The sequence below is a fragment of the Lentisalinibacter sediminis genome, from assembly GCF_040706615.1.
Taxonomy (GTDB): domain Bacteria; phylum Pseudomonadota; class Gammaproteobacteria; order Steroidobacterales; family Woeseiaceae; genus Lentisalinibacter; species Lentisalinibacter sediminis.
Window position 1 is genome coordinate 157,839 of sequence record NZ_JAPDRF010000006.1, and the last position, 22,277, is coordinate 180,115.

General features: G+C 68.5%; 25 protein-coding genes. 9 read left to right on the forward strand and 16 right to left on the reverse strand.

Going from position 1 to position 22,277, the window contains the following annotated elements; translation table 11 throughout:
- Window positions 1–37: 37 nt before the first annotated feature.
- From ACJMKX_RS14690 to ACJMKX_RS14710, 5 genes are all read right to left on the reverse strand, one after another.
- The gene (locus ACJMKX_RS14690; protein WP_405227020.1) at window positions 38–1,336 is read right to left on the reverse strand and encodes an MFS transporter; all 1,299 of its coding nucleotides are present in this window, start codon (window positions 1,334–1,336) and stop codon (window positions 38–40) included.
- A 116-nt stretch (window positions 1,337–1,452) separates the two neighbouring features.
- Window positions 1,453–1,998, reverse strand: coding sequence for a DUF4124 domain-containing protein (locus ACJMKX_RS14695; protein WP_405227023.1), 546 nt, complete (start codon window positions 1,996–1,998; stop codon window positions 1,453–1,455).
- An 84-nt stretch (window positions 1,999–2,082) separates the two neighbouring features.
- Entirely contained in the window at window positions 2,083–4,071 is a 1,989-nt protein-coding gene (locus ACJMKX_RS14700) for an FAD-dependent oxidoreductase (RefSeq protein ID WP_405227026.1), read from the reverse strand.
- A gap of 16 nt (window positions 4,072–4,087) precedes the next feature.
- Window positions 4,088–4,456: a hypothetical protein gene (locus tag ACJMKX_RS14705; protein ID WP_405227029.1), complete on the reverse strand. Its 369-nt coding sequence runs from the start codon at window positions 4,454–4,456 to the stop codon at window positions 4,088–4,090.
- A gap of 31 nt (window positions 4,457–4,487) precedes the next feature.
- Window positions 4,488–5,690 carry a class I SAM-dependent methyltransferase gene (locus ACJMKX_RS14710; RefSeq protein ID WP_405227032.1) on the reverse strand — a complete coding sequence of 401 codons (1,203 nt, stop codon included), beginning with the start codon at window positions 5,688–5,690 and terminating at the stop codon, window positions 4,488–4,490.
- 113 nt (window positions 5,691–5,803) lie between these two features.
- Between ACJMKX_RS14710 and ACJMKX_RS14715 the strand changes: the two genes are divergently transcribed.
- The 3 genes from ACJMKX_RS14715 to ACJMKX_RS14725 all read left to right on the forward strand — a co-directional run bounded on the left by ACJMKX_RS14715 (window position 5,804) and on the right by ACJMKX_RS14725 (window position 7,987).
- On the forward strand, window positions 5,804–6,127 hold the full coding sequence (locus ACJMKX_RS14715; protein WP_405227035.1) for an REDY-like protein HapK: 324 nt from the start codon (window positions 5,804–5,806) through the stop codon (window positions 6,125–6,127).
- Window positions 6,127–6,957, forward strand: a complete 831-nt coding sequence (locus tag ACJMKX_RS14720) for an SDR family NAD(P)-dependent oxidoreductase (protein WP_405227038.1) — start codon at window positions 6,127–6,129, stop codon at window positions 6,955–6,957. Before ACJMKX_RS14715 ends, ACJMKX_RS14720 begins: the two co-directional genes overlap by 1 nt.
- A gap of 112 nt (window positions 6,958–7,069) precedes the next feature.
- Window positions 7,070–7,987 carry a LysR family transcriptional regulator gene (locus ACJMKX_RS14725; protein ID WP_405227041.1) on the forward strand — a complete coding sequence of 306 codons (918 nt, stop codon included), beginning with the start codon at window positions 7,070–7,072 and terminating at the stop codon, window positions 7,985–7,987.
- Window position 7,988: 1 nt separating this feature from the next.
- Here ACJMKX_RS14725 and ACJMKX_RS14730 read toward each other — a convergent pair whose 3' ends face one another.
- From ACJMKX_RS14730 to ACJMKX_RS14740, 3 genes are all read right to left on the reverse strand, one after another.
- Window positions 7,989–8,696, reverse strand: a complete 708-nt coding sequence (locus tag ACJMKX_RS14730) for a transporter (RefSeq protein ID WP_405227044.1) — start codon at window positions 8,694–8,696, stop codon at window positions 7,989–7,991.
- 193 nt (window positions 8,697–8,889) lie between these two features.
- Complete coding sequence (locus ACJMKX_RS14735) at window positions 8,890–9,645, reverse strand: carbonic anhydrase (protein WP_405227047.1); 756 nt, start codon at window positions 9,643–9,645, stop codon at window positions 8,890–8,892.
- Between the two features lie 127 nt (window positions 9,646–9,772).
- Window positions 9,773–10,933, reverse strand: coding sequence for a hydroxymethylglutaryl-CoA reductase (locus ACJMKX_RS14740; protein WP_405227050.1), 1,161 nt, complete (start codon window positions 10,931–10,933; stop codon window positions 9,773–9,775).
- Window positions 10,934–11,096: 163 nt separating this feature from the next.
- On the opposite strand from ACJMKX_RS14740, the gene ACJMKX_RS14745 reads away from it, so the two are divergent.
- The gene (locus tag ACJMKX_RS14745) at window positions 11,097–11,672 is read left to right on the forward strand and encodes an SOUL family heme-binding protein (RefSeq protein WP_405227052.1); all 576 of its coding nucleotides are present in this window, start codon (window positions 11,097–11,099) and stop codon (window positions 11,670–11,672) included.
- A 57-nt stretch (window positions 11,673–11,729) separates the two neighbouring features.
- On the opposite strand, the gene ACJMKX_RS14750 is transcribed toward ACJMKX_RS14745, so the two are convergent.
- From ACJMKX_RS14750 to ACJMKX_RS14770, 5 genes are all read right to left on the reverse strand, one after another.
- Complete coding sequence (locus ACJMKX_RS14750) at window positions 11,730–12,185, reverse strand: aminoacyl-tRNA deacylase (protein ID WP_405227055.1); 456 nt, start codon at window positions 12,183–12,185, stop codon at window positions 11,730–11,732.
- 129 nt (window positions 12,186–12,314) lie between these two features.
- Window positions 12,315–13,019, reverse strand: a complete 705-nt coding sequence (locus ACJMKX_RS14755; RefSeq protein WP_405227058.1) for a ZIP family metal transporter — start codon at window positions 13,017–13,019, stop codon at window positions 12,315–12,317.
- A 37-nt stretch (window positions 13,020–13,056) separates the two neighbouring features.
- On the reverse strand, window positions 13,057–13,656 hold the full coding sequence (locus ACJMKX_RS14760; RefSeq protein WP_405227061.1) for a c-type cytochrome: 600 nt from the start codon (window positions 13,654–13,656) through the stop codon (window positions 13,057–13,059).
- Window positions 13,657–13,739: 83 nt separating this feature from the next.
- Window positions 13,740–14,507: a DUF2182 domain-containing protein gene (locus ACJMKX_RS14765; protein ID WP_405227063.1), complete on the reverse strand. Its 768-nt coding sequence runs from the start codon at window positions 14,505–14,507 to the stop codon at window positions 13,740–13,742.
- Window positions 14,508–14,560: 53 nt separating this feature from the next.
- Window positions 14,561–15,175 (reverse strand): DUF1326 domain-containing protein, encoded by a 615-nt coding sequence (locus ACJMKX_RS14770; RefSeq protein ID WP_405227066.1) that lies wholly within the window; start codon window positions 15,173–15,175, stop codon window positions 14,561–14,563.
- 179 nt (window positions 15,176–15,354) lie between these two features.
- Between ACJMKX_RS14770 and ACJMKX_RS14775 the strand changes: the two genes are divergently transcribed.
- A complete protein-coding gene (locus ACJMKX_RS14775) occupies window positions 15,355–15,519 on the forward strand; it encodes a hypothetical protein (protein WP_405227069.1) in 165 nt (54 codons plus the stop codon).
- 57 nt (window positions 15,520–15,576) lie between these two features.
- Here ACJMKX_RS14775 and ACJMKX_RS14780 read toward each other — a convergent pair whose 3' ends face one another.
- A complete protein-coding gene (locus tag ACJMKX_RS14780; RefSeq protein ID WP_405227072.1) occupies window positions 15,577–15,996 on the reverse strand; it encodes a DUF1330 domain-containing protein in 420 nt (139 codons plus the stop codon).
- Between the two features lie 115 nt (window positions 15,997–16,111).
- On the opposite strand from ACJMKX_RS14780, the gene ACJMKX_RS14785 reads away from it, so the two are divergent.
- Window positions 16,112–16,450, forward strand: coding sequence for an ArsR/SmtB family transcription factor (locus tag ACJMKX_RS14785; RefSeq protein WP_405227075.1), 339 nt, complete (start codon window positions 16,112–16,114; stop codon window positions 16,448–16,450).
- A gap of 3 nt (window positions 16,451–16,453) precedes the next feature.
- Window positions 16,454–16,987, forward strand: a complete 534-nt coding sequence (locus ACJMKX_RS14790; protein WP_405227078.1) for an SRPBCC family protein — start codon at window positions 16,454–16,456, stop codon at window positions 16,985–16,987.
- Window positions 16,988–17,000: 13 nt separating this feature from the next.
- Here ACJMKX_RS14790 and ACJMKX_RS14795 read toward each other — a convergent pair whose 3' ends face one another.
- Window positions 17,001–19,499 (reverse strand): zinc-dependent metalloprotease, encoded by a 2,499-nt coding sequence (locus ACJMKX_RS14795; RefSeq protein ID WP_405227081.1) that lies wholly within the window; start codon window positions 19,497–19,499, stop codon window positions 17,001–17,003.
- Between the two features lie 115 nt (window positions 19,500–19,614).
- Here ACJMKX_RS14795 and ACJMKX_RS14800 point away from each other — a divergent pair, with 115 nt between their 5' ends.
- Window positions 19,615–20,481 carry a DUF72 domain-containing protein gene (locus ACJMKX_RS14800; protein WP_405227084.1) on the forward strand — a complete coding sequence of 289 codons (867 nt, stop codon included), beginning with the start codon at window positions 19,615–19,617 and terminating at the stop codon, window positions 20,479–20,481.
- Between the two features lie 146 nt (window positions 20,482–20,627).
- Entirely contained in the window at window positions 20,628–21,341 is a 714-nt protein-coding gene (locus ACJMKX_RS14805; protein ID WP_405227087.1) for a hypothetical protein, read from the forward strand.
- Here the strand turns inward: ACJMKX_RS14805 and ACJMKX_RS14810 are convergent.
- The gene (locus ACJMKX_RS14810) at window positions 21,338–22,135 is read right to left on the reverse strand and encodes a Mut7-C RNAse domain-containing protein (RefSeq protein WP_405227090.1); all 798 of its coding nucleotides are present in this window, start codon (window positions 22,133–22,135) and stop codon (window positions 21,338–21,340) included. The two genes, ACJMKX_RS14805 and ACJMKX_RS14810, sit on opposite strands and share 4 nt — an antisense overlap.
- Window positions 22,136–22,277: the final 142 nt, after the last annotated feature.

Here is a 22,277-nt window from a genome sequence, read left to right on the forward strand (position 1 = left end):
AGGCGCGACCTGACGCGCTGATGGGGATGCCGTCATTCTAGGCGCCTTCGCCGCGGGATTCCAAACCGGGGCTCGGCCGGCCCGGATGCAGGCGGCGGAAAAGCGTGTAGCTCGCCGCGAGCCCGATGGCCGCGAAGGCCGCAAGGAACAGGAAGTAGTGCCGGTGACCGGCGAGGCCGGGCGAGGCATCGAGCAGCAGCCCGCCGACGACGCCGACGAAGACGTCGGGCGTGAAGCCGATCACCGAGACCAGCCCCACGGCGGTGCCCGTCAGCGCGTCCGGCACCTTCGCCTCCTCGAACAGCGCGAAGTACAGGGCCCGCAGGCCGAACATGGCCGCCGAGGTGGCCAGCACGTTGCCGAGCAGCACCCAGGTCGCGCCGGCCACGGGCGTGTCGAAGGCGAGGAACAGGTAGGAGGCGAGCAGCAGCACGAAACAGGCGACGGTCATCCGGGCGACGCCGTAGCGGTCACCGAGGAAACCTGCCGCGACCGCGGCCACCGGCCGCATCCAGGCACCGATGGCGGCGATGCGGGCGGCATCCACGTCGCTCATGCCGTAGACCTCCACGGCATACAGGGAATAGTTGTCGAAGCCCTTGTAGGCGACGTAGGCGCACACCACGATCAGCGCCTGCAGCCAGACGGCGGGCATGGCCAGCACGCGGGCGATGTGGTGGCGGAGGCCCTCCTCCGCCGGCCGCCAGCGTTCGAGGTCCGGCTCCTCGGACGGATGAGCGTCCCGGATGACGAACCAGACGAACACACCGGCCAGCGCGGTGACCAGAGTGTAGCCATGGATCACCGTGACGAGGGCGGCCTTGCGTTCCTCGAAAGTGACGGCGCCCGTGCCCTCCGGGAACACGAGGCCGAAGAAGGCGACGGCGACCGAAGCCAGCGCCGCCGCCAGCAGGCCGCGGCCGCCGTCCAGCAGGCCGTAGGCGCGGCCCTGTTCGTCGCTGCCGCCCCAGTCCCGCGTCGCCCGGATCAGCGCCGCCCAGAAGAACAGGATGGTGGTGATGCCGAAGAAGCCCCACAGCACGAGCGCGCCCGTGTAGCCGGGGATGGTCGCCATGTACAGACCGCCGGCCGCCGTGGACCAGAGCGAAAAAGCGAGCAGCTTGCGCGCGGGGAAACGGTCCGCCAGCGGCCCGCCGGGGAAATAAGCCAGCATCGCGAGGATGCCGTACACGCCCTGCGCCGCGCCGAGCTCGGTGTTGGTGAGCTGGAAGACGTCCAGCACCGCCGGCCGGAAGAACCGCGCGATGTGGAATGGCAGCGCGAACACGGCCTCGCCGGCGAGGATGAGCCCGAACATGTAGAGGAAGCGATGCATCAGGAACCTCGATGGGCACGCAGGAGGACCTTCAGGCCCGATCTCTTCCGACCGGCCCCCCTTCTCTCGCGGCCGTCATGCGGGGGTCGGGCCTGAAGGGCCTCCTACCTGCGGTATTACGGGAGTGCCAGCGAGCGGGTCTGCTGGACGCGCTGCCAGTGGCGGGTGGAGTTGATGCTGTAGGCCGGCGGTTCGCGCCAGAGGCCGAGTTCGCCCAGTTGCCGGGACTGGTGGCGGCGCACCTTGTGGCCCGGCCGGTGCGGCGGGCGGGGATGCACCACCGGGTAGTAGACCTCGCGGCCGTAGCGCCAGCCGTAGCGGTCTTCCCGGCGTTCGTAGGACTCGTGTGCGAGATGCTCCTGCGCTGCCCGCCGGGCCTCGCGCCGCGCTTCCTGTTCCTTTGCCCGCTCCTCCGCGAGCGCGGCCCACTCGGCGTGGATGCGTGCGGCCTGGTTCATCACCGAATACTCGTAGTCGTCGGGGTCGTAGTCGTCCGGGGTGGACGTGGTGATTTCGCGGGTCTCCACCGGAACGGCTGCCTCGGCCGGCGGGGTCTGGCTGTAGTGGGCGACGCCGTCCTCATCCACCCAGTGGTAGATCTGGCCGGCGTGGGCGAGGCCGGCGGCGAGCAGGAGGGCGGGGATGAGGTGAATGCGGAACATGAGTTTTTAGACATTGTAGGAGGGGATTTATCCCCGATTTTTAATGGATCGGGCCTGAAGGCCCTCCTACCAGGCCCTCCTACGTTAGATTAGCATCGCTACCTCGTAACCTTCTCTCGTCGCCGCCAGCACGCCGCGGGGGGCGCGGGCGTCGCCGATGCACTCGACGGTGACGCCGGCGGCTTCCAGCGGCGCGCGCAGGGCATCGTCCGGGACGCGGGCATTCGCGTAAGTGATGGCGATGACGTCCTCCACCCCGCTTTTCGCGCCGCTCCAGACGTTCACCAGGCCGAGCGCGCCCTCCTCCAGCAGGTCCAGATCCCGGGGCTCGACGCTGGTGAGTATCTCGACGCCCTTCGCGAGCAGGCGGTGATAGATACCCTGCCGGTTGATCAGCGAGCAGTCGGCGGCGATGCGCTCGCGGGGCGTGACCAGCGTCACGCGCTCGAAGCGCTCGGCGAAGAGTTCGGCGGCCGCGTAGGTCATCTCGGTGTGGTCCCGGTCCACGAGGACGATACGGCCGGGTTCCCGGCCGGAGCGCTCCAGCATGTCGCGGGCCAGGGTGCGCAGATCCGGCACCAGGTCGTCCTCGGCGAATGCCGCCGGCACGAAGTCCGGCACCGCCATGCGGGAACCGGTGGCGAGCAGCACGTGGTCGGGCTGCAGGCTCAGGACGTCGTCGGCCCCGGCGAGCACGCCCGTCTCGTAGCGCACGCCGGCGGCCTTGCCGGCCAGGTACTGGTAGTCGTAGATGCTGGAGAGGTTCTCGCCGCCGGGCAGCTCCGCGTGCAGCCGCGTCTTGCCGCCGGGCTCGTCGGAGGCCGAGAACAGGGTCACCCGGTGGCCCCGCCGGGCCGCGGTGTGGGCCGCCTCCATGCCGGCGATGCCACCGCCGACGATGACGACGTGCTGCGGGCGCTTCGCCGGTGTCGGCCTCCAGGCGGCCTCATCCGGCGTGCCCACCCGGGGGTTGTTGTCGCACTCCAGCCGGCCGCCCTCGATGATGGTGCGCCAGCAGGTGTTGCAGGAGACGCAGTAGCGGATTTCGGCCTCGCGGCCATGCTCGGCCTTGGTGCCGAAGGCGGGATCGGTGATCAGCGGGCGGCCGAGGAAGACCAGATCGGCGGTGCCATCGGTGAGCGCACGCTCGCACTCGTTCGGGTCGGTGATGTAGCCAATGGCGCCGGCAGGGATCTGCGGTGCCACCTGTCTCAGCTCGCGGATGTGGCCGAGATACGGATGGCGCTCGCCGTGGGCATCCGGCAGGTGGCGCCAGAGCGAGTTGGCATGCGCGCCCCAGGCCCAGGTCCAGTAGTCCACCGCGCCGGTGGCGGCCACGATCTCCGAGATGCGCCGCGCCTCTTCGAGGTCGATGCTGCCGGGCACGCCGTCGTCGCCGGGCAGTTTGACGCCGATGATGAAGGGCCGTCCGCAGGCGGCGCGGATGGCCGCGATCAGCTCGGTGAGGAAGCGGGCGCGGCCGGCGAGGTCACCGCCGAATTCGTCCTCCCGGCGGTTGGACCAGGCGGAGAGGAACTGGTGGAAGAGATGACCGTGGCCGGCGGAGATTTCGACGCCGGACCAGCCGGCGCGCTTGAGCCGCGCCGAGCCCTCGGCCCACTCGTCGATCATCTGCCGGATCTCGTCCGCCGTGAGCACCCGCGGCACCGTCCAGCTGAGGTCGTCCGGCAGCGCCGATGCGCCTACGGCGCCCTCGTTGCGGCCGACGGCATGACGGCCGCGGCCCGAGTCCTGCACCTGCCCCAGCAGCCGGGTGTCGGCCCCTTCCACGGCTTCCGCGACACGCGCCAGCGCGTCGTACGCCTGGTCATCCCAGACCCGCAGCCGGTATGGCACGCGGTTCACCGAAGTCATGGCGACGGGCTCGGTGACGATCAGGCCGGTGCCGCCCCGGGCGCGGGCGCCGTGGTAGTTGATGAATTGTTCGGTGGGCTCGCCGTCGCGGACGAACTTCGTGAGGATGGAGGCGTGGGCCAGCCGGTTGCGCAGGCGCAGCCCGCCGATCTCGACCGGGCTGAAAAGGGTGGGATAGGCGGTGTCGCCGGCGCTCACGCGGGACGGGGCGCCGTCACGCGGCGCGGACCGGTTTCGAGTCTCCGGTGGAGTCTCCCTTGTTGCCGCTCTCTTCGCCGGCCGGCGCCGCTTCGCGAGCGTCGCGGCTGCCGGACTCGACCGTGCGCAGCACGGTGGAGAGCAGCCGCTCGCGTTCGGCGGTGAGCCAGGCGTCGTCTTCGTCCCTGACCTCGTAGCGCTCGATGCCCTCCCCCACGGGAAGGCCGTTCTGCTCGAGCACGCGCTCGGTGACGTAGAGCCGCTCGCGCAGCGTTGCCACCTCGGCGGTGAGCTCCATCACCATGCTCAGAAGCTCGTCGACGCCCTCGGCCTCGAAGAAGCGGTTGCGACGGCCGCGGGCCATGCGGGGTAATTCTGCAGACATGTCTTTCTCCTCTCGCGCGCTGGGGCGCGGCTCAGGCGGGCTTCCAGGCGCCGAATGCGTACCAGCGCGTGCCCTTCGGGTCCATGCGGCCGGTCTGGCTGTCGAACAGGGCGGGCTGGTCCACGCCCTCGCGGAAGGCGGCCTCGCCGACGAAACTGTAACGCGGCAGGGTGGCCTCGATGAAGTCCTCCGCCGCGAATCCGGCGCCGGTGCACAGCCCCTGGTAGTCCTGGTCGCGGAACGGTTTGTAGAAAGGCTCGTTGTTGTAATAGCTGTCCCAGTCCAGATAGAAGCTCTCGTAAGGCGCCATGCGGGAGTTCGGCGGCAGCTCCATGTTCCACAGCACGCCGCCCGGCTTCAGCACCCGGTACGCCTCGCGGAAGAAGGCGCGGATGTCGCGCAAAGGCAGCTCGTGCAGGAACATGGAGGAGAACACCACGTCGAAGCTCGCGTCCGGGTAGTCGAGCCTGGTCGCGTCCATCTGGCGGAAGTGCACGGGCACGCCCAGGCTCTTCGCCCGCGCGCTCGCATACCGCAGCACGCCCGGGGCGACGTCGATGCCGTGCACCTCGGCCTCCGGGAATGTCCGCACCCAGGGCAGCGTGTTGTGGCCGATCGTGCAGCCGCAATCGAGGATGCGTTCGGGACGGAACTCCGGGTACTTCAGCCGGATGTAGTTGGACAGGGTCTGGCCGATGTCGTCGAGTTCGCGGCCGAACTGGCCGAAGGCGAACACGTTGATGGAGTGGTCGTAGAGGGCGCCGGCCGCGACGTCGTCGTCGCCGTACTCGGCGTGGTAGCTGCCCGGCGCGAGATGCACGTCGATCTCCGTCACATTGCGGGGCACCTCGAAGGCCGGGTCGAGGGTGAGCGAGCCGCCGGCCCGGTCATCGTCCTCGCGCAGCGCGCGGGCCTGGTCGGCCAACTCCGCGATGCGGCGCTCCACGCCCGGAATGACCGAGGCGAACACCATCTCCTGGGCGTTCGTGCGCACGGCGCTGTAGAAGCGGAATGCACGCGTCCCGCGCATGGCCTTGTGCACCTCCGGACCGTCGACCGGAGGACGGCCGTGCTCGCGCTCGAACGCGGGCAGCACCTCTTCGTCGTATTCGGCCCGCATGTGTCCCGCCAGGCGGGTAAGCACGTGCCGGCGCAGCCCGGAGACGAATTCCTGCCGGGCCCGCTCGTCGCGGGTGGTGGCGGGCTGCAGGTCATGAGGCTGTGGCTGGATCATGCTTGGCGTCCTCTGCTGAGCGATCCCGGATTTTCTCGAAATTGGCTTTATGTTGTCAAACACAAAATCTTTTTGTATAAGAGGCTTGGAGTATTGTCCCCGGAGCCGAAGCCATGCCGACACCCGCCACCACCATCATCGTGCTGTTCAACCTGAAGCCGGACGCCGACCCGGCCGCCTACGAGCGCTGGGCCGCCGAAACCGACCTGCCGACGGTGCGCAGCCTCGCCACCACCGACGGCTTCGACGTCTACCGCACCACCGGCGTGCTCGGCTCCGACGCGCCGGCGCCCTACCAGTACGTGGAGATGATCCGCGTGAGCGACATGGCCGGGTTCGCGAGCGAAGTGGCCACCGAGACCATGCAGAAGGTGGCGAGCGAGTTCCGCAGCTTCGCCGATAACCCGGTATTCATGCTCAGCGAGGAGGTGGCGTGATGCGGGGACTGCAAGGCAAGGTCGCCGTCTGCACGGGCTCGGGTCGCCGGGAGGGTCTGGGCGAGGGCATCCTGCGCCGTCTCGCCGCCGAGGGCTGCAAGGTGGTGGTCACCGACCTCGGCCGCCCCGACGAGGGCCTCGACAGCGGCAACATCGGCACCACCGAGGAGATGGAAGCGGTGGCCGCGGGGCTGCGCGAGGCCGGCGCCGAGGCGGTGGCGCTGCCCTGCGACGTGCGCGACGAGACCCAGGTACAGGCACTGGTGGACGGCACCGTGGAGGCCTTCGGACGCCTCGACATCCTGGTGAACAACGCCGGCGTCGGCTACATGATGAGGCACACCGCCGACCTCACCCTGGAGGAGTGGAAGCTGGTGCTGGACGTGAACCTGACCGGTGCGTTCCTGTGCACCCGCATCGCCGCGGCGCAGATGCGCGCCCGGGGCGACGGCGGGCGCATCATCAACATCGCCAGCCAGGCGGCCAAGTCCGGCTTCCCGCACATGGCGCCGTATGTGGCTTCCAAGCACGGCATGGTGGGCCTGACGCGCACGGCAGCGATTGATTACGCCGGCGACGGCATCACCGTGAACGCCGTGTGCCCGAACCACGTCACCACCGGGCTGGGCAAGAAGCAGAACGAGTACTTCGCGAAGTACCGCGGCCAGACGGTGGAGGAGTACCGTGCCGGGCTCCGTAGCCGCATCCCGCTGGGCCGCGTCGGCCTGCCCGAGGACACCGCAGCGGCGACCGCGTTCCTCGCCTCGGACGACGCGGCATTCATCACCGGCGAGGCGCTGAACGTGAGCGGCGGCGAGGAGATGCACTAATCGCCATGTGGGAGGGCTTGCCTTTGTGGGAGGGTTTGCCTTTGTGGGAGGGCCTTCAGGCCCGATTCGTCAGACCGGGTCGGGCCTGAAGGCCCTCCTACCGGGTGCCTCCATGGAACTAAGGCAGCTCGAGCGGTTTCTCGCGGTGGTCGATCACGGCACGCTCGCCGCCGCCGCACGGGAACTCGGCCTCACCCAGCAGGCGCTGTCGGCAAGCCTGTCCGGGCTGGAGAAGGAGCTCGACGTGCGGCTGTTCGACCGCGGTCCCGGCGGCATCACCAGGCTGACCGCCTACGGCCAGGCGCTGGTGACCCACGCCCGCTCACAGATCGCGGCGGACCGGCGCGCGCGCGAGGCACTGAGGAGCCTCGCGGACGCGGAGACCGGCACGGTGACGGTGGGCATCGGCGAGACCTTCGCCGGTGACATCATCGCGCCGGCGGTAAGCCGCCTGCATGCGGCGCGGCCGAAGCTGCGCATCAACCTCATCGAGGGCTATTCAGAGCAGATCCTGGAGCGGCTGTACGACGGCGAGTTCGACTTCGTGGCCGTCGGCGTCGCGGACTTCGCGCTACGGGACGATTTTCGCGCCGAGGTGATCTATTCGGCGAACGACGTCGTGGCCTGCCGCCCCGGCCATCCGCTGGCGCAGAAGCGCGAAGTAAGCCTCGCGGATCTCGCCGACTATACGTGGGTGGTGCCCTACTCCCGTCCGTCGGACGTCGACGTGATCACCGAGACCTTCGTGGCCGCCGGCCTGCAGCCGCCGACCCGCTTCATCGGCTCCGACGCCTACCGCATCGGCATGAAGCTGCTGGCCGCCAACGACTTCCTGCTGATGACCTCGCCGGCGCTGGTCACGAGCCGGCTGGCGAAGGAGACCTGGGGCGTGCACATCCTGCCGGTCGACCGGCCCACCGTGCGCCGCAACGCGAGTCTGGTGACGCCGACGGAGCGGCCCATGACGCCGGCGGCCGCCGTCCTGCTGGGCGAGGTGCGGGAGGCTGCCGGCGACTACGGGGCTGTCTGATTCAGAAACCGCGGATCACGAAGAGACGGAAGTCGCCGTCGTCGGCGGCGTCGGAGACGCCGAAGAGATAGCTCGCGAGCAGCGACCAGTCGCCGCCGATCTTTGCCTTCAGCACCGGGCCGACCTGGTGTTCCTGCTCATCGAAACTGCCGGTATCCGCCGTGGTGTTCAGGTCGTTGAACATCTCCACGCCCAGGCGCATGCCGTTGCCGATGGTGCGGGTCACCTGCGAGCGGGTCTCCAGCAGCAGCCCCGGCGCGGCCCCGGCACCGGTCTGGCGCGCCACCAGCGCGTTCGCGCGCAACTGCCAGCCGCCGTCGAGGTCCAGCTTGCCGGTCCAGCCCACGCGGAACCGGTTCGGCCCTTCGTCGCCGGCCTGGGCCTCGAAGCGCAACGCCGCGTCCCAGCCCGCGTCCTGGTCTTCCAGGTACTGCCACTGCACCTCCAGGCGCGTATAGCCGAGATCAAGCGTGTCGCCGCCTACGCTGCGCTGGAAGGCAAGAATGCGGGCGCGCCAGCTGTCGTTGAAAGCCTGCTGATAGTGGAGCCGGTGGGAGAACACCTCGGGCGCCGGTCCGTCCTCCGGCACGAAGCTCACGCGGTATTCGGCTTCCCGCTCGCCGTCATCGACGTCCGGGCTGAAGACGTTGCTGGTATTGGCGGCCGCCATGGCGGGCAGCAGCAGGAACAGAATGATTATTCGGTTCATGAAAGCAGCTGACAGATGAATACAGCTTCGGGAGGCGGGGACAGTGACTCAGGCGCCGGAGCCGTCTGCTGCCCCCCCGGGAATCAAAAATCCGGTGCGGGACGGCAGGGCTGCCGTCCCGCGACCGGCTCCGCTATCCCTGCGGAGTAGACGGCCGGTATACCGACCTGGGGGACTCGATGCAGGCTGACGGCTATTCCGGAGCCACCAGCAGACGGCCGTTCAGCGGCAGCACGGGACGGGCGTTGTCGCCCATGAAGCCTTCCATGGCCGCGATCTGGGCGGCGCTGGCCTCGACGGTGTCCTCGACCACGTGCCAGTTCACGCCCTCGGAGCACGGCGGTGTGGTCAGGGAACCCATGTAGCGGAACACCTCGAGTTCGTCCGGCAGCATGCCGTTGGGGTCGAAGGAGGCGCCCTTGATGTCCTCGGCGTCGGCGCCGACCTTGCCGGCGTTGTCGATGAGCTTCTGCAGCTCGGCATTCGCCTCGCCTTCCTCGAACAGGATTCCCAGCACGCCGAGCTCGCCCTTGTCGGTGGCATGCACGAAGTGCGCGACCAGCGGATAGTGCTCACCGCCCATGGTGTGCTCGCTGGGCGTGTGGAAGTGCACCTGCACCAGCGCGAACACCTTGCCGCCGCTGGTCATGTAGGAGCCCTTGCCGAAGTTCGCCTGCACGGTCTTGCCGTTGTTGAACATGTTGAGAGGCGCCGCCTCCCAATCCACGGAGACCTCCAGGTCGCCGACGGCACCGGACTGGCCCAGATCGATGGGGGACTGCATCAGACCCTTCTTGCAGACCTCGTAGGCTTCGGACAGGTCGCCCCAGTTCTCGGGGCCGGTCTTGCCTGAATAGCCCCATTCGGCGGATCCGCCGGCGGCCCAGGCGGGCGCAGAGAGCAGCAGGGAGATCCCGGCACCGGCCAGGACGCGACTCGTTTTCTTCATGGCTTGTTGCCTCGCGAAAGTGTTGAGCAGGGGGGAATCTGACGCCGCATCCTACGGGGCCCGGCAGCACCCGCAAGCCGTTTCTGCCGATGGAAAAGACAGGCTCAGCCTGATGGACGGAATGCTTTCATCGATTTCTGCCGTAGTTTTCGTGGCTGCTGACCCATTCCTCGGCAATCACCGCGGCGCCCAGGGACAGCTCGCCGCAGAGCACGGTTGCGGCGATGATCTCGGCCAGCTTGCGGGCCTTGCCGGGACCGTAGCAGCCCAGCGATTCGAGGCACTCGCGCTGGGTGGCGAGCCCGGTGCCGCCGCCGTAGCTGGCGACGATCAGCGACGGCAGCGTGATGGAGTAGTAATAGTCGCCGGTGCGGGTGACCTCGGCGTAGGTGAACGCGGCGTGGGACTCCGCCACGTTCGCCTCGTCCTGCCCGGTGGCGATGAAGGTGGCGGCGATGCCGTTTGCCGGGTGCACGCCGTTGGAGACGGCACCGGCCATGAGCGCGCCGAGTTGGGATACCCGACGCGTTGCGTGCAACTGTTCCGCCGAGACCCGCATGCGGTCACGAAGCAGCGCATCCGGCACGGTCACCTCGGCGATCACCCGCTTGCCACGGCTGCGCAGCGAGTTGAGTGCCGAGTGCTTCTTGTCGGTGTCCATGTTGCCCGACAGGTAGTACTCCACGCGGCCGTAGTTCTCGATGATCCAGTGACAGGCGGCCAGCGTGGCCTTGCCCGCCATGTTCTGGCCGGCCGCGTCGCCGGTGGTGTAATTGAAGCGCAGATAGAGCATGCGGCTGGCCGCATACTGCTCGATGTCGCGCAGCGTGCCTATGCTCGTCGTGGCCTCCGCCGCTGCCTTGATGCCGGCGAAGTTCTCCGACACCCACTCGCCGAAGGCCCGGGCTTCCCGCGCACTGGGGAACAGGAACACCGGCGCGCGCTGCATGGCGTCGTCGGCGATGGTGGTGGTGATGCCGCCCGCCTCCCGGGTGAGGCTCATGCCCCGGTTGTAGCTCGCCACCAGCGTGCCCTCGGTGGTGGCCATGGGCACGTAGAACTCGCCCTCGGCGTATTCGCCGTTCACCAGCAGCGGGCCGGCGAAACCGACGGGCATCTGCGCGACGCCGGTGAAGTTCTCGACGTTGCCCCGCACGGTGGCGGGATCCAGGGAGTAGTGTCCGAGATGGTCGAGGCGGGTGCCGGTCTGCTCCTCGATGAAGTCCCGACGGCTCCGTACCGCCTCTTCCGAATAATCGTTGTCGCGATCGCGAGGGATTCTGGGCATGGGTGCCTCCGTTCTTGTTGTTTTGGCGAATTATATCTAATCAATATCCAATCGATATCGGATCGGGCCTGAAGGCCCTCCTACATGCCAAGTGAGGTTCTGCATGCGTCCAGCCGTTGCCATAATCACTGCCGTCGTTTCTTTGATGCTGACGGGGACTGCCATGGCGTACGAGGAACCGGAATACCGGGTGCTCGCCGAGCGCGAGGAGTACGAGATCCGCGCCTACCAGCCCTATCTGGTGGCCGAGACGGTCGTGGAGGGCGATTACGGCGAGAGCGGCAGCAAGGGCTTCCGCATCCTGGCGGGCTACATCTTCGGCGACAACCAGGCGTCGGAGAAGATGTCCATGACCGCGCCGGTCACCCGCGAGCCCGCCGAGAGCGTGAAGATGAACATGACCGTGCCGGTGATCTCCGAGCGCGTGGCCGGGGCGGAGCGCTACCGCTACCAGTTCGTGATGGAGCGCAAGTACACCCGGGAGACGCTGCCCGTGCCTGAGGACGAACGGGTGACCATCCGGGAGATCCCCGCACGCAGCATGGCCGTGCACCGCTACTCGGGGCGCTGGACCGCGTCCAACTTCGAGAAACACACGGCCATCCTGCTCCGCGCACTCGAGCGCGACGGCATCGAGATCGTCGGCACACCGCAGTCCGCCGCCTACAACGCGCCGTTCATGCCGCCGTTCCTGCGCCGCAACGAGATACTGGTGGAGATAGACCCGAACACCCTGTAGGAGGGGCTTTAGCCCCGATCCCTTGAACAATCGGGCCTGAAGGCCCTCCTACGGCCGTTACGCCGCCAGCGGCGTCGGATTCACCAGCCGCTCGAAATCCGCGTAAGCCATGCGGATCAGTTCGCTGTGGGAGCCGGCGTTGAAGGCGATCTCGTCGTCCTCCCGGAGTGCCGCCGAAACGAACACCTTCATGTCGTAGAGGTTGCCGAAGGGCGGCATCGCCCCGGTCTCGCAGTCCGGGAAGCGTTCCTTGAACTCGTATTCGCCGGCGAGTTCCACCTCGTCGGCGCCCAGCGCCTCCGTCAGATGCACAAGCTTCACGTGGTCCGAGGCCGGCACCACGATCATCGCCAGTTCGCCGTCGATCTTCACCATCACCGTCTTGGCCAGCTCCTTGCCGGGGATGTGCGCCCGTTCGGCGATCTCCTGGGCGGTGAAGGCGGGCGAATGGCCGATGGTGACGTACTTGACGTTCTCTCGGTCGAGGAATTCCTTCAGTCTGGTAACAGGCATGGCCGTCTCCTTGTCTCCCGCGGGAAACCGGGCAGGCCCGGGCCTGCCCGGACAAGACCAAGATAACGCGTTGTCGCCCCCCGGGAAACTCCCGGAAACTGCATAGGTGCGGCCGGCCGCATGCCCCGGTCAGCTCCCCTCCACCAGAAGCTGGCCGAGCATGCCGAGTGCGAAACCGAGCACGGCGCCGAGCGTGGGGCCCCAGTGACGCTCGAGACGGGACTGGGGCGCGATATCCTGGAACAGCAGATAGAGTATCCCCCCGGCGGCGAACAGCATCACCGCGCCCAGCGCTACCGGATAATCCGGGCCCCAGTACCAGCCGAGCAGGCCTACCGCCGGGCCCAGCAAGGTGAGCCAGGCCATTTTCAGCAGGGTACGCTCCGGGCCCGACTTGCCGGCAGCTGCCAGCTCCCGGTAGGCGTTGAAGCCCTCCGGCAGGTTCTGCAGACCGATGAGCAGTGCCAGCAGCGGTGCGGCGCCGGCGCCCGTGGCGAACATCCCGCCCAGCGCGAGGGACTCCGGCAGGTAGTCCATGAGCATCGCGCTCAGCTGAGGGGACTCACGGCGGCGTAGTCCGAGATAGCGCTCGACGGCGAAGAAGACGCCGCCGCCGGCGAGAAAGGCCGCGCAGGACAGCACCGCCGAATCCGTGTAGTGGCTGCCCTCCGGCACGAGGACCAGAGCCACGGCGGAGACGAGTACGCCGCCGCCGAACGCGATCACGCCGTGGCGGAATTCCCGCTCTAGCCATTGCGGCCGGATACGCTCCAGCCGGGCGAAAAGACCGCCGACGACGATGCAGGTGCCTGCACCGGTGGTGCAAAGCAGCATGATCACGAAGTCCCGCAACGGGCTGTTCCCCGAGGGCCTACTCCGCCGCGTCGGCGGGCCGGTAGCTGGCGTAGTAGTTCACCAGCGCGCCGATGTCGCCCGGCTCGAGCTCGGCCAGTTCGTGGGCCATGGCCGGCAGCAGGGCCTCCCGATCGCCGGCGAGATAGGCCTCGATGGCGAAGCGCAGATATTCCCTGCGCTGACCGTGCAGCGGTATGCAGATGGCGAAGTCCGCCTGCCTGCTGTCCGGCCGTGCATGGCAGGCCCCGCAGTGCTGGCGGTGCAGCGCGGCGCCCTCCTCGGCCAGTGCCTCGTCGAAGGTCTGGTCGAGCGCCTGGCGCTCCTTGGCGCCGTAGTAGTTGGCGATGGCGAACACCGTGTCCTCGTCGAGCTCTGCCACCGTCTCGCACATCTTCGGCTCCCGCACGCAGCGCCGTGCGCCGTCGATGTAGGCGAAGACGGCCTCCTCGATGTGTCCGGCGGGTATGCCGGCGAGCACGGGAATCATGGGATCACCCTTGCCCATGCCATCCGCGCCGTGGCATTCGGCGCAGGCATCCACCGCGTCGGGCCTGGCCGTTGCCAGAGCCGGCAGAGCAAATAGTGCGAGCAGGCAGAAGCGGAATCGCTGTTTCATGCTTCCCCCGAGACGTTGCTTCCCTTGTGAGACTGTAGGCAGGGAAAGAGCGCCGGGGAATAAGGGGATGACGCGGGTGGCGCTCAGGAACCCGCAAGGCCGGCGGCGGCGATGCCTCCGCCGGCGAGCAGCAGCACCGCCCCCAGCGGCTCGCCGATGCGCCGGCCCCAGCTCGCGTTCTTCTCCACTGCCATGATCAGCCCGAGCACGAACATCCACAGGAGATTCGCGCTGGCCGCGGCGAACATGAGCAGCATCAGCGCCCAGCAGCAGCCGGCGCAGAACAGGCCGTGATCGACGCCGATGCGCCAAGCCCGACGCACGTCTCCCGCGTTCGCGCTCCAGCGCGAAAGCACAAAGCCCAGCGGGGCACGGCACTGCTCCAGGCAGCGGTACTTCAGCGCCGAGAACTGGAAGGCGCCGGCCAGCACAAACAGGCCGGCGGCGGGCGCCCAGGCCGGGAGCGGCAGCTCCAGCAGGCCGAACGCCCGGCCCGCGGCAAAGACGAGCGCGCCGAGAATCGCCCACACGACCAGATAGCCGACGGTGAAGACGCCGACCAGGGCCGGCGCGTGCCGGCGGCGGCGCACCAGCCGTCGGAATATCTCCACCAGGGGGAACGTGCTCGGCAGCATCATGGCCACCGTCATGAGCGTCCAGCCCACCACGAATGCCGCAGCCGTCACTGGCAGCGGCAGGGCGTGGCCGGCATGGGCGTGCGCGCCGCCGTGGGCGTGGAACAGGGCGCCCCAGGGAGTCCGTTCCAGCCACCACAGCAGCGCCCATGCCGCCGCGACGGTCCCGCCGAGCGAGACCGCGAGCCAGCTCTGATAGCGGGTGTTCGGGTTCATGCGACGACCCTGCCGCGGCGCCCGGCCGCGGGACGGCGCGCTCTGCCGCCGGGTCAGGCGGCCTCGTCGTAGTCGAACACGAACGGGCCGGATATCGCGTTGTGGCCGGAGATATCGATGTCCTGGCCCAGCTCCTCGCTCTTCTGGCGGTAGCGGGTCGCCTTGCCGACGTAGGCAGGCGAGCCCGGGATGGTCGAGAAGACGGAACCCACCAGCTTGGTCGGCTCGCCGCTCGGGCCCACGTAGGGCTCGAGATCCGCTTCGACGACGTCACCGATGCTGAACCGGCCCTTGCCCTCTTCCACGTCGCAGACGATGGGCGCCCGGCGGACGTCGATGAGCTCGCTGACCAGTTGCGCGAGGTCGGCGATGGGCCCGCCGGCTTCGCCGAGGAAGACGCGGCGCAGCGCGGCCTCCTGCTCGTCGGTGGCGGTGTCGTTCAGATACGCGATCTCCCGCCAGTTGCCGTCGAACACGTTGCCGGGGATGTGGACCACGCCGACCCAGGTCAGGCCGGAGACGTCCACGCGGTCGATCTCGCCGCTGCGGATGTGGTAGGCCAGCGAGGAGTCGCAGGTGCCGCCGTCCGGGTTCTCGCCCACCCAGCACGGACACAGCGTTTCGCAGGTGCAGACCTCGAGGAGGTCACCTTCCAGGTGATAAGGCATTTGAGTTTCTCCCCCGCGCGTCACGGGAACCGCGCCTGGGCAGGTAAGTCCCGCGACGGATTACGCGGATTTACGTGTGTATGACCCGAGGCTAACGCCGCGTCGCCGGGCGGGTCAAGCGGGGCCGGCGCCGGATGTTAGCCCGCGGGCATGTATCCGCAAGCCACAGGATTCCGACCATGACTGTCCCCGTATGGGTATTGCTCGCCTTCGCCGGTTGGACGCTGCTGCACATCGGCACGAAGCCCGGCGAGTTCACCGCGGGGCCGCGATTCGCGTTCTTTCTTGTGCAGCTGGCGTGCATGGTGGCGACGGGCGGCATCGTGATCGCCCGGGCCCTGTAACGCAGGCCGTCTCAAGCAGTCCCTGGGAAGCATTCCCTGGGAAGCAGCCCCGGTGGATCAGCCGCCGAAGCCCTCGCCCTCGTCCGCCTCGCTCATGCGGATGAGCCGGCTGTCGGCCACCGCGGCCTGGCGGTGCTTCACGGCCTTCTGGTAGTCCGGGTCGGTGACCATCTCGAGGAAGGCGCCGGCCGTCGGATAGCGAGCCACGAACACCAGATCCCAGTGCTTGTCCGAGGGGCCGATCACCATCAGCTCCGGCTTCGCCCGCCAGACGATCTCGCCGCCGACGCGTTGGAAGATGGGGCCGCTGTCCCGGCCGTAGGCAGCATAGGCCTCGGCGCCGGTGGCCTCGCGGCCGTCCGCATAGGCGGCTTTGTCGCGGAAGCGCAGGAAGTTCAGCATCAGTATGGGTTGATCCCGGGGCAGATTCTTGAAGGCGTCGAACTGGTCGCGTTCCGGGTCGATGTATCCGGTCATGGTGCGGCTCCCACAGTCAGCGGAGTCGGCAGGATAGCAAAGCGGCGGTGGCACGCCGGCCTTGACGCAGTCGGGTGCTACCTCTATTCTTCACCTAAAAGTATTAATGATTGCCATGCGGACCAATGACCTTCTGGACAATACGATGATCGCCCTCGCCGACCCGGTGCGAAGACGCATCCTTGAGCGGCTCGAGGCGGGCGAGGCGCGGGTGACCGACCTGGCCCAGCCGTTCGACATCTCGCTCAACTCCGTCTCCAAGCACATCCGGCTGCTGGAGCGGGCCGGGCTGGTGCGGCGGCGGCGCGCCGGGCGCGAGCATTTTCTGTCGCTGGATCCCGCGCCGCTGGATGCGGCCGCGGCATGGATAGAGGAGCGGCGGCGGTTCTGGGCCGGACGGCTGGATGCCCTGGAAGAGGCGATCGCCGCGGACGGGCACGACACGGGGGAATGAAGCATGAACGAGTACGGTGAATGCCATGCACCGGGGTGCATCCGCTTCGAGCGGCTGCTGAGGGCGCCGGCCGATGTGGTCTGGGAGTATCTGGTGAATGGGGAGAAGCGCTCGCGTTGGCTTGCGGACGGCGAGTTCGAACTGCGCGCGGGAGGCCGGGCCGAGTTCCTGTTCCGGAACGGGAATCTCTGCCGGCCCGGCGACGAGCCGCCGGAGAAGTACCGGTCCCTGTCCGCGGAGGTTCGGCTCGAGGGCCGCGTGCTGGAGGTGGACGCACCGTCGCGACTGGTCCTCGAGTGGCCGTCGGATCAGGGGCCGCCGAGCATCGTGACGTTCGAGCTGGAGGCAAGGGGCAGCGAGACGCTGCTGAGACTGACGGAGACCGGACTGGCCGCGCGCGGCGACCTGCTCGGAGCCGCCGCCGGCTGGCATGCCCACCTCGACATACTGGCGGCGCTGGCGGGCAGTGGCCCGTCGCCCTCGTTCTGGTCGAATCACACCCGGCTGGAAGCCGAGTACGGACTCCGGCTGTCCTGAGCGTCCGAACCGGTCAGTAGCCGTCGCCGATGGGCGAGCCCGGCGGCACGGTGGTCTCGGGTAGCTGTTCCACGTAGGACGGGTCGGCGCCGAATCGCTCGATGTCCTGACGGGCGGCGGTGTAGGCGGCCCGCCAGCGCCCATCGATGCGCCCTTCCAGTCGGTCTTCGAGCCAGTCGTCGAGTTTGTCTATAGCGCCGGTGGCGAGCATGCGCACGGCGGGGTCGGTTTCATCGTCGGCGGCCAGGCGCATGAGGGCGTGCAGGGTCTGGCGATTGGTGCGGCGGAGGATGAGGCCCTCCATCCGATCGCGGCGCTCGGCGTACCAGGTACCTGCCAGCAAGGCGTCGACCAGTTCGGCGAAGCCGGGCAGGTCCGCGTCCGCGGCGTGCTGACGCTCGAGGCGGGCGGCGCGGGCGGGGTCGAGCAGCGCGGCCAGGGTGAGGGCTGCGGCGCTTTCGGCCGGCCCCGCGGGATCGAAGGTGTTGCCGGTCTCGCGGGGGAACAGCTCGCGGTTGGGGGCGTAGCCGGGCGGCCGGGGCGGGATCAGCTCGACGATGCGCTCCGGCAGGCGCAGGACGGCGGGGTCGAGCAATGCGATGAGGGCGTCGATGGCGGCGCGCTGGCGCGGCGCGGGCACGCCGGCGGTGATGCGCCGGCCGTCGCCGCGGAGCGCATAGTCGAAGTATCGGCCGCCGATGAGTTTGGAGACCGCGCGGATCTGGTAGCGGTGCAGGAGGTACATCGGCACGAGCACCTCCTCCAGCGTCGCCCAGGGACGGCCGGGGCGAATATTGCGCTCGCCGAAGCGCTCGAGAACAACCTCGCGGACGCGCAGGAGGTGCTCGAGTTCGGCGATGGCGTCGGCGCCGTTGTCCCAGAGGTTGCCGTCCGGGTGCGCGGTGCCGGTGCCGCGGGCGTCCTCGTCGGCGACGTAGGCGTAGCGGGCGGCGGTCTCCGCCAGGATGCGGTCGCGTTCGGCTGCGGCGTCGATGCCTGGGGGGAAGTCCTGGTAGGCATAGAGGATGACGCGCTCGTCCCATTCGCCGATGCCGGTGTCGTAGGCGGCGGAGAGATCGATGTCGCCCTCTTCGGTGAGGCGGATCAGCGGGAAGGGGTAGTCCATGACCGAGGCGCGGTCCTGGGTGCTGGCGGCGAAGTTGTGCTCGATGCCGAGGGTGTGGCCGACTTCGTGGGCGGAGAGCTGACGGATGCGGGCGAGGGCCATGGCGAGCATGGGGTCGTCGTCCGGGGAATAAGTTGGAAAAGTCTCAAAAGTTCGGTCCGGCACCTCATACGGGGCGAGCAGGCCCTCCGCGAGGAGGTAGTCCTGGCGTACGCGCAGCGAGCCGAGGGTGACATGGCCCTTGATGATCTCGCCGGTGCGCGGATCGAGGACCGAGGCGCCGTAGGACCAGCCGCGGGTGGAGCGGTGGACCCACTGGATGACGTTGTAGCGCACGTCCAGGGGGTCGGCATCCTCCGGCAGCAGTTCCACGCGGAAGGCGTCGCGGTAACCCGCCGCCTCGAAGGCCTGGTTCCACCACCGTGCGCCGTCGATCAGGGCGCTGCGTACGGGCTCCGGCGCGCCCCGATCGACGTAGTAGACGATCGGGGCGACCGGCTCGCTCATCGGTGCGGCCGGATCCTTCTTCGCCAGCCGGTGACGTCTTCCGAAGTTCACAAGCAGGGGGTCGCCGATGTCGGAGGCGTAGTCCACGAAGCCGTCGTTGCCGTAACTCAGACCGATGATGCCGCCGCGGGGATCGTAAGGCAGCGGCTCGTAACCCGGCGGCGGCAGCCGCACGAAGGAATGATGCAGGTGCACGGTGAAGCTGGTCGGATCCGGTGCGACGGTGGGCAGCAACTCTCCCTCGGGCTTGCCGGTGAACGTGACCATGGCCTCGGCCTCGCTGTTGTCCGGGAAGGCCTTGGTGCGTGGCAGATAAACAGCCGAGCGGGCGGCATCCACCGCGTAGGTGCCCTCCTCCATGTCCGCCAGGCGGCGGGCGATGCCGTGAGCGTCGCGGAGCAGGAACGGGGTGGCGTCCACGAATACCGCTCCGTCCTGCTCGCCCAGCACCTCGAATCCCCACAGTACGGAGATAGCGAAGGACTCTGCTGTAGCCGCGCGCTCCGGAGCATCACCGCCGAGCGCGCGGTAGGCCAGATTGTGCTGGACCAGCAGCACGCGGGGACCGACCCGGCGGAACTCGACAAGGCGAGTCGCCCCGAGCTGGCCCCGGTCCAGGCCGATGTCGTTGGAGCCTACGCCCCGCGCCAGCGAGGACTGGTAGATGAAGGGTTCGTCGAAGGCATCCAGCCCGAGCACCAGGCGGCCGCCGACTTCATCCCAGTACAGATCGATGAAACCGGGCATCGCCTGCCATGCGTCGATCGCGAGCGACTCGGCGGCCTCCCCGGGTGCGCGGTCGGCGGCAGGCTGCTCGGCGGCGGCGAGCACCGGAAAAGCGAGAGTCAGCAGGATCAGTGGCAGGAGGCATCGTGGCATCGTGGTTGTTCTCGTCGCGTTGATCGGGCCGTTATCTTGCCCGAGAAAGGCGGCTGACTCATCATCGCCGGCAACCGCGGCCGCGACATGCACTGACTTCCGTCGAGCGAATAAGTTGGAAAAGTTGCAAAAGTTCGGTCCGGCACCGGAGTATCGGCTCGGGTTGCCGGGCTGGGCGTTTCCCGGGTGGAAAGGGCGTTATTGGGATGCCCGCCCATCGCCGCTGGCTGACTATGCCCGCTTCTTCGGCACCGTGGAGGGCAATACCACCTTCTACCGCATTCCGGAGGAGAAAACGGTCGCCGCCTGGCGCGAGGCCGTGGCCGGCCGGGACTTCGAGTTCTGCTTCAAGCTGCCCCGCAGCGTCACCCACGAGCCGGCGCCCTCGCTGCCGGACCTCGACGCCTTCCTGCGGACGATCGAGCCCCTCGGCGACCACATCGGACCCCTGCTGGTGCAGTTCCCGGCCACGGCCGGCCCGACGGAGATTGCCGGCATGGAGACCGTGCTCTCCCGGCTTTCCCGCCACTACCGCTACGCCATCGAGGTGCGCCACCCGCTCTTCTTCTCCCGCCCGGAGCGGCTCGAGCCCCTCCTTGCCGAACACGACTGTGGCCGCGTCATGATGGACAGCCGGCCCATCTACCGGGGCGACACGGCGCACCCGGAGGTGCAGCAGGCGCTGCACGAGAAACCCGACGTGCCCGTGCTGGACACCGTCTACAACGGCCTCGCCTTCGTGCGCCTGGTGCTGCATCCCGATGCGGCCAGCAACGAGGTCTGGATCGCCGAGTGGTCCCGGCGGGTGGCTGGCTACCTGCGGGCCGGCCAGCAGGTCTACATGATGATCCACTGCCCGAACAACCTGCATTGCCCGCCGTTCGCACGCGCCTTCCACGAGACGCTGCAGCGCGAGCCGGGCATGCGGGAGCTGCCGGCGCTGCCTCCCTGGCCGCTGCCACGTCAGCAATCACTGCTCTGAACCGCGTCCGATCCGGCCGGCTGCAAGCATTACGTATTGCCGCCGCAGGGGCGTCTGCCACAGCATGATGAATGCAAGGAAAGACCGCGAGCGACCGGTTTGCACCGCGCGCGGCGGTGCCGGCGCGGGCAGTTTCGGGAGGAGACATGAATACGCGCAAGACCCCCTCACGGCCAGGGACATGGCCGCTGCTGTCACTCGTCATCGCGCTCCTCGTCGTCGTCTTCGCCGTCCCCGCCGAGGCGGAGAATCTGGTGAAGGCGTTCACCGGCTCGGGGCCGGATACGACACCCCGCTTCGAGGTGGAGGGCCCCTGGCGGGTGGACTGGGAGGCCGGGAGCGAGCATCCCCTGCTCTCCGCGTTCTACACCAACCTGTATGACGCTAAGACGAGCGAATACCTCGGCTTCATCACCCAGCTTCGGGGCACCGGTGCCGGCTCCAAACTCATCCGCGAGAGCGGCGAGTTCCGCATCGGCATCTCGGGCAACGACGTGGACTGGACGATCCGGATCGTCGAGCTGAGCAAGGACGAGGCCGAGGCGCTCGAAGCGGCGGCGGCCGGCCGGCCACGGGGTGCGGAGCTGCCTCCGCCGGCACGCCCGGCACCCTCGACACTCGTTGCCTCCGGATCGTTCATCGGCTGGAACGTCGTCGACGAGCGCACGCTGCACCTCGTCACCGGCGAGGACGGCCTCGTGCTGGAGGTGACGCTGGCCGAGCCGTGCCGCGGCCTGACCGAGACCGGAGAGGTACTCTTCGTGACGCCGGACAGCGGCGCGACGAATGTCTACAACTCGATCCTGCTGGACGACGGCACTCGCTGCTACTTCGAGCGGGTGGTGCCGCAGTACCGCTAGGCCCGCCGTGACGACGGGCCCGCGGCCCGGGCGTGCTCAATGACCCGGTCCAGGCGCTCCAGGTGGGACCCCGGCCAGTAGACGCGCCCGCAACCCGTACAGCGGCGGAAGTCGCGGTAGACCACGAATACCTGCAGCGGGACCTGCCGTGCAGCCTCCCGGCGGCGGATCGGCACGCACTCGCCGTTGCACTCCAGGCAGCGGGTGTAAGGTTCGAACTCCGGGCCCAGCTGCAGAGCCCGGACCACCTCCTCGAGCTGGGCCACCGGCTCGGTGGCGCGCAGCCAGTAGCCGTGGATCACCCGCCCGTTGCGCAGGATGCCGATGTCCCGCGTGAGGATGATCCGGTGCTCGGCGAGGGAGCGGTCGATGATTTCCTCGTCGCCGAGGTCGCTGCGCCAGACCGTGTCGTAGCCGAGCAGGCGGAGGTGGCGGGCCAGCATGCCGAGGTGCACGTCGGCGATGAAGCGCGTCATCCGCAGGGGCGCCGGGCGCAGCCGGACCAGGGGCGAGACGTCGAGGCACTCGAACACCGGATAGACGGCCACCCGCTCGCCGCCGCGCAGCCGGTGGCCGAAACCGACGGACTCGCCGTCGACCAGGATCACGTCGATCTCGGTATGGGGCACGCCCAGCGCCTCGACGGTGTCCTTCACCGAGGGCGTGTCGGTGAAGCGGTGGACGAAGCTGCACTTGCGCCGCGCGGAGGGCAGGAAATCGTTCAGCTCCTCGTAGAAGCGGAACTCGGCCGCGCGTACGGGTTTGGCATGGGGATCGTCGGTAGGAGCTGCCATGTGTAATGTAGGAGGGCCTTCAGGCCCGATGCTTTGGAAGGGGCCTTCAGGCCCGATGCTTTGGAAGGGGCCTTCAGGCCCGATGCTTTGGAAGGGGCCTTCAGGCCCGATGCTGTAGAAGGCCCTTCAGGCCCGATGCCCT

Coding starts and splice junctions, on each gene's coding strand:
- ACJMKX_RS14690 (WP_405227020.1), bottom strand. CDS start 1,336: ATGCATCGCTTCCTCTACATGTTCGGGCTCATCCTCGCCGGCGAGGCC.
- ACJMKX_RS14695 (WP_405227023.1), bottom strand. CDS start 1,998: ATGTTCCGCATTCACCTCATCCCCGCCCTCCTGCTCGCCGCCGGCCTC.
- ACJMKX_RS14705 (WP_405227029.1), bottom strand. CDS start 4,456: ATGTCTGCAGAATTACCCCGCATGGCCCGCGGCCGTCGCAACCGCTTC.
- ACJMKX_RS14710 (WP_405227032.1), bottom strand. CDS start 5,690: ATGATCCAGCCACAGCCTCATGACCTGCAGCCCGCCACCACCCGCGAC.
- ACJMKX_RS14715 (WP_405227035.1), top strand. CDS start 5,804: ATGCCGACACCCGCCACCACCATCATCGTGCTGTTCAACCTGAAGCCG.
- ACJMKX_RS14720 (WP_405227038.1), top strand. CDS start 6,127: ATGCGGGGACTGCAAGGCAAGGTCGCCGTCTGCACGGGCTCGGGTCGC.
- ACJMKX_RS14725 (WP_405227041.1), top strand. CDS start 7,070: ATGGAACTAAGGCAGCTCGAGCGGTTTCTCGCGGTGGTCGATCACGGC.
- ACJMKX_RS14730 (WP_405227044.1), bottom strand. CDS start 8,696: ATGAACCGAATAATCATTCTGTTCCTGCTGCTGCCCGCCATGGCGGCC.
- ACJMKX_RS14735 (WP_405227047.1), bottom strand. CDS start 9,645: ATGAAGAAAACGAGTCGCGTCCTGGCCGGTGCCGGGATCTCCCTGCTG.
- ACJMKX_RS14740 (WP_405227050.1), bottom strand. CDS start 10,933: ATGCCCAGAATCCCTCGCGATCGCGACAACGATTATTCGGAAGAGGCG.
- ACJMKX_RS14745 (WP_405227052.1), top strand. CDS start 11,097: ATGGCGTACGAGGAACCGGAATACCGGGTGCTCGCCGAGCGCGAGGAG.
- ACJMKX_RS14750 (WP_405227055.1), bottom strand. CDS start 12,185: ATGCCTGTTACCAGACTGAAGGAATTCCTCGACCGAGAGAACGTCAAG.
- ACJMKX_RS14755 (WP_405227058.1), bottom strand. CDS start 13,019: ATGCTGCTTTGCACCACCGGTGCAGGCACCTGCATCGTCGTCGGCGGT.
- ACJMKX_RS14760 (WP_405227061.1), bottom strand. CDS start 13,656: ATGAAACAGCGATTCCGCTTCTGCCTGCTCGCACTATTTGCTCTGCCG.
- ACJMKX_RS14765 (WP_405227063.1), bottom strand. CDS start 14,507: ATGAACCCGAACACCCGCTATCAGAGCTGGCTCGCGGTCTCGCTCGGC.
- ACJMKX_RS14770 (WP_405227066.1), bottom strand. CDS start 15,175: ATGCCTTATCACCTGGAAGGTGACCTCCTCGAGGTCTGCACCTGCGAA.
- ACJMKX_RS14775 (WP_405227069.1), top strand. CDS start 15,355: ATGACTGTCCCCGTATGGGTATTGCTCGCCTTCGCCGGTTGGACGCTG.
- ACJMKX_RS14780 (WP_405227072.1), bottom strand. CDS start 15,996: ATGACCGGATACATCGACCCGGAACGCGACCAGTTCGACGCCTTCAAG.
- ACJMKX_RS14785 (WP_405227075.1), top strand. CDS start 16,112: ATGCGGACCAATGACCTTCTGGACAATACGATGATCGCCCTCGCCGAC.
- ACJMKX_RS14790 (WP_405227078.1), top strand. CDS start 16,454: ATGAACGAGTACGGTGAATGCCATGCACCGGGGTGCATCCGCTTCGAG.
- ACJMKX_RS14795 (WP_405227081.1), bottom strand. CDS start 19,499: ATGCCACGATGCCTCCTGCCACTGATCCTGCTGACTCTCGCTTTTCCG.
- ACJMKX_RS14805 (WP_405227087.1), top strand. CDS start 20,628: ATGAATACGCGCAAGACCCCCTCACGGCCAGGGACATGGCCGCTGCTG.
- ACJMKX_RS14810 (WP_405227090.1), bottom strand. CDS start 22,135: ATGGCAGCTCCTACCGACGATCCCCATGCCAAACCCGTACGCGCGGCC.